General features: G+C 45.2%; 4 protein-coding genes. All 4 read left to right on the top strand.

Features of this window, described 5'->3' with window-relative positions; all coding sequences use genetic code 11:
- Positions 1–90: 90 nt before the first annotated feature.
- Genes qoxA through qoxD form a run of 4 tightly spaced genes read left to right on the top strand, consistent with a single transcriptional unit; the run spans position 91 to position 4,020 of the window.
- Positions 91–1,059 carry a cytochrome aa3 quinol oxidase subunit II gene (gene qoxA, locus C1T29_RS22950; protein WP_095291511.1) on the top strand — a complete coding sequence of 323 codons (969 nt, stop codon included), beginning with the start codon at positions 91–93 and terminating at the stop codon, positions 1,057–1,059.
- A 17-nt stretch (positions 1,060–1,076) separates the two neighbouring features.
- Positions 1,077–3,026 (top strand): cytochrome aa3 quinol oxidase subunit I, encoded by a 1,950-nt coding sequence (qoxB, locus tag C1T29_RS22945; RefSeq protein ID WP_025810604.1) that lies wholly within the window; start codon positions 1,077–1,079, stop codon positions 3,024–3,026.
- Between the two features lie 14 nt (positions 3,027–3,040).
- Positions 3,041–3,655 carry a cytochrome aa3 quinol oxidase subunit III gene (qoxC, locus tag C1T29_RS22940; RefSeq protein WP_023856999.1) on the top strand — a complete coding sequence of 205 codons (615 nt, stop codon included), beginning with the start codon at positions 3,041–3,043 and terminating at the stop codon, positions 3,653–3,655.
- The gene (gene qoxD / locus C1T29_RS22935) at positions 3,655–4,020 is read left to right on the top strand and encodes a cytochrome aa3 quinol oxidase subunit IV (RefSeq protein ID WP_023857000.1); all 366 of its coding nucleotides are present in this window, start codon (positions 3,655–3,657) and stop codon (positions 4,018–4,020) included. The genes qoxC and qoxD overlap by 1 nt, the downstream gene beginning before the upstream one ends.
- The last annotated feature ends 358 nt before the right edge of the window (positions 4,021–4,378 follow it).

Genomic DNA, 4,378 nt, shown 5'->3' with positions numbered 1-4,378 from the left:
TAGCATAGCAAGGTAGAAGAAAAAAGTTTTTCAGAATCCTTTTATCTTAGATATTCTGACCAAATTTTAGACATCATTTAAGGAAGGATGGTGATCCTCTTGTTCAGAGCATTTAAACCACTGATTATGCTGACTCTACTTTCCTCCATTTTTTTATTGGGCGGCTGCAGTCAAATCGCGGTATTGGATCCTAAAGGACCGGTTGCTTCGCAGCAAAGAGATCTTATTCTATTATCGATTGGATTTATGCTGTTTATCGTAGCGGTCGTATTTGTCCTTTTTACTGTGATGATTGTGAAATACCGTGAGCGTAAAGACAGAAAGTCTCCTTACAGCCCGGAAGTAGAAGGCAATACATTTTTAGAAATCGTCTGGACAGTGGTTCCGATTTTAATTGTTATTGCGCTGTCAGTGCCGACAGTTCAAACAATTTATTCTCTAGAAGAGGCTCCAAAAGCATCAAAGGACAAGGAACCTTTGGTCGTATATGCGACATCTGTCGATTGGAAATGGGTATTCAGCTACCCGGAACAGGATATCGAAACGGTCAACTATTTGAATATCCCGACAGACAGACCGATCTTGTTTAAAATCTCATCTGCCGATTCTATGGCGTCACTGTGGATTCCGCAGCTTGGCGGGCAAAAATATGCCATGTCCGGAATGGAAATGGAGCAATATTTGCAGGCAGACCATGAGGGTACTTATAAAGGCCGAAATGCAAACTTCACAGGTGAAGGTTTTGCAGAACAACAGTTTAATGTCAAAGCGGTATCTGAAAGCAAGTTTAACGACTGGGTGAAGAAAACGCAGAAAGAAGCTCCTAAGCTGACGAAAAACCAGTACGATGAACTGATGCTTCCTCAGCATGCGGACGAAATGACGTTCTCATCGACACACCTGAAGTATGTTAACCACGGAAATGATGCGGAATACGCCATTAAAGCGCGCGAAAGATTGGGCTATAAACCATTGTCTCCGCACTCAAAATCAGATCCGTTTGAAAACGTGAAGACAAACAAAGATCAAAAACAATCTGAAGACCAAGATTCTCACTAGGAAAGGAGGAAGCTTGCATGAATTTGAAATGGGACGAATTCATAATTACAGGTGACCCATTAATTCTTGGAGCACAGATTTCCATTTTGCTTACATCCATTGCAATCGTATTTGTGCTGACATACTTCAAAAAATGGAAATGGCTTTGGAGAGAATGGATTACCACCGTCGATCATAAACGTTTAGGAATCATGTACCTCATTGCCGCAGTCATTATGTTCTTCCGCGGCGGCGTCGACGGGTTAATGATGCGTGCCCAGCTCACGCTTCCTAATAACAGCTTTTTAGATTCAAACCACTATAATGAAGTGTTTACGACACACGGTACGATCATGATCATTTTCATGGCGATGCCGTTTCTTATTGGATTAATGAACGTCGTCGTACCGCTCCAAATCGGTGCGCGCGATGTTGCATTCCCGTATTTGAACAACTTGAGCTTCTGGACCTTCATGGTCGGAGCGATGCTGTTTAATATTTCATTCGTCATCGGCGGATCGCCGAATGCAGGATGGACGGCTTACATGCCGCTTGCAGGCAATGAGCTGAGTCCTGGGCCTGGGCAGAACTATTACTTGCTCGGACTTCAGATCGCGGGTATCGGTACGCTTCTCACCGGGATTAACTTTATGGTGACCATCCTGAAAATGCGTACAAAAGGCATGACCCTATGGCGGATGCCGATGTTCACTTGGACAACGCTGATCACTTGTGTGATTATCATTTTCGCATTCCCTGTCTTGACAGTGGCTTTGGCGCTGATGACATTTGACCGCTTGTTCGGAACAGCCTTTTTCACCTTGGCGAACGGCGGTATGCCGATGCTGTGGGCGAACTTGTTCTGGATTTGGGGACATCCTGAGGTTTACATCGTTATTTTGCCTGCTTTCGGTATTTTTTCAGAAATCATTGCGACATTCGCAAGAAAGCAGCTGTTCGGCTACAAAGCAATGGTTTATTCAATTGTTGCCATTTCGGTTCTCAGCTTCGTCGTTTGGCTGCACCACTTTTTCACAATGGGCAACAGTGCGGCGGTCAACTCGTTCTTCTCGATTACGACGATGGCGATATCGGTGCCGACCGGAGTTAAAATCTTTAACTGGCTGTTGACGCTGCATCGAGGCAGAATCAAAATCACAACGCCGATGCTGTGGTCGCTTGCATTTATTCCGAACTTCGTCATCGGCGGTGTTACGGGCGTTATGCTTGCGATGGCAGCTGCGGATTATCAATATCACAACACATACTTCCTCGTATCGCACTTCCACTATGTGCTGATCGCGGGTACTGTGTTTGCATGTTTCGCCGGATTGATCTTCTGGTATCCGAAAATGTTCGGTCACAAACTGAACGAACGCATCGGAAAATGGTTCTTCTGGCTGTTCATGACGGGCTTTAACATCTGTTTCTTCCCGATGTATTTCCTTGGATTGCAAGGAATGCCTCGCCGTATTTACACATACGGAGCAGAAGACGGCTGGACTGCATTGAACATGATTGCGACATTCGGCGCATTGCTGATGGCCGCAGGATTCATCGTTCTCTGCTACAACATTTTCTACAGCTTCCGTCATTCAAAACGCGAAGAATCAGGAGATGCTTGGGGAATGGGTCGTACGCTTGAGTGGGCTACATCTTCTGCGATCCCGCCGCACTATAACTTTGCGGTTCTGCCTGAGGTTACATCACCTGACGCATTTGCGCAAATGAAGGAAGACAATGTCGAGATTCATCCTGAAAGCAAGTTTAAAAAGATTCATATGCCGAGCAATTCAGGCCGTCCGTTTCTTATGTCATTATGCTTCGGATTTGCTGGATTCGGGCTTGTCTTTGAATGGTTCTGGATGGGAATCGTCGGTCTGATCGGTGTATTCCTCTGTATGATTCTTCGTTCATTTGAATATGACGACGGCTACTATGTAAGTGTTGAGGAAATAAAAGAGACTGAACGAAAGAATGCCAAGTAAAGGAGGCGGGATTGATGGAACATGCAGAACACAGCAATTCTAACGCTCCTATGGAATACCGTTCTGAAATCGGAAGGTTGAATATCCTTGGCTTTTGGATTTTTCTTGGAGCGGAGATTGCTTTATTCTCTACGTTATTTGCGACCTATGCTGTTCTTCATAACAGAACAGCGGGGGGCGTACTGCCGGCAGAACTGTTCGACGCAAAGCTCGTTTTAATCATGACGTTCCTGCTGTTAACGAGCAGTTTCACATGCGGCATCGCAGTGCATGAGATGCGCCGCGGCAGTTTGAAAGGCGTGATGATCTGGATGATCATTACCCTGTTGCTCGGTGCTGGGTTTGTCAGCTATGAGCTTTATGAGTTCAATCATTATGTACACGAAGGTGCCACTTTATCGACAAGTGCTTACTGGTCATCTTTCTTTGTTCTATTGGGAACACACGGACTGCACGTATCGATCGGTATCTTCTGGATTATCGGCATTTTGCTTCAGACGAAAAAGCGCGGCCTAACCCCGCAAACGTCTGCTAAGCTGTTTATCTCAAGTTTGTATTGGCACTTCTTAGACGTGGTATGGATTTTCATCTTTACCGGCGTCTATTTGATAGGGTTGGTGAATGTATAATGGCAGCAAAACAATCGGCTGAACACAGCCACTTTCCTTGGAAGCATATTGTCGGGTTCGTGTTGTCCATTGTGCTGACCTTATTGGCCTTGTGGGTGATCTATACGGACTTAAGCATGGCTGCAAAGCTGTGGATTATTTTCGGTTTTGCGATCATCCAAGCTGGACTTCAGCTCTTAATGTTTATGCATATGACTGAAAGTGACAGCGGCAAAATCCAAGTCGGGAATACGCTGTTTGCCGCATTTATTGCGGTTGCGATTATTGCCGGTTCTGTCTGGATCTTCGCTGCTCACAACTATCACGGAGACAACCCTGAGGGCGGTACTCCAGGTGCAAAACATTCTGAGCACAGCGGACATTAATTGATTGGCAAAAGAGTGCGGATTTCAACGATCCGCACTCTTTTTTGGTTGCTGAACGGAAAAAGAGAGAGCCACAGGCTCTCTCTTTCTCATACACTCTTAACCGCGTTTTACGCCGCGGCCGAATTTGCCGTCGCCCGGCTTGCTCTTTTTAGAAAGAGTAACAGTCAGGAATGTACCATAGTTTTTAACTTGGGCAGTTTCCAATTTGCGCATCTGTGTCACCTCCTTATTACTTCCAGTTGATTACATATTCATGCTATCATAGAATAAAGTGGTAAAAACCACAAAAAGGCACTAAAACCCGACATCATCCTTCAATTCTATTCATAGGGTTTTTATTGCGGTATTTGTTCGG

This window comes from Bacillus sp. MBGLi79, from assembly GCF_002953915.1.
This window is presented reverse-complemented; position numbering and strand designations above follow the sequence as displayed.

Excerpts from the sequence above, each read along its gene's own strand:
- qoxB (WP_025810604.1), top strand. The coding sequence starts at position 1,077 with ATGAATTTGAAATGGGACGAATTCATAATTACAGGTGACCCATTAATT.
- qoxC (WP_023856999.1), top strand. The coding sequence starts at position 3,041 with ATGGAACATGCAGAACACAGCAATTCTAACGCTCCTATGGAATACCGT.
- qoxD (WP_023857000.1), top strand. The coding sequence starts at position 3,655 with ATGGCAGCAAAACAATCGGCTGAACACAGCCACTTTCCTTGGAAGCAT.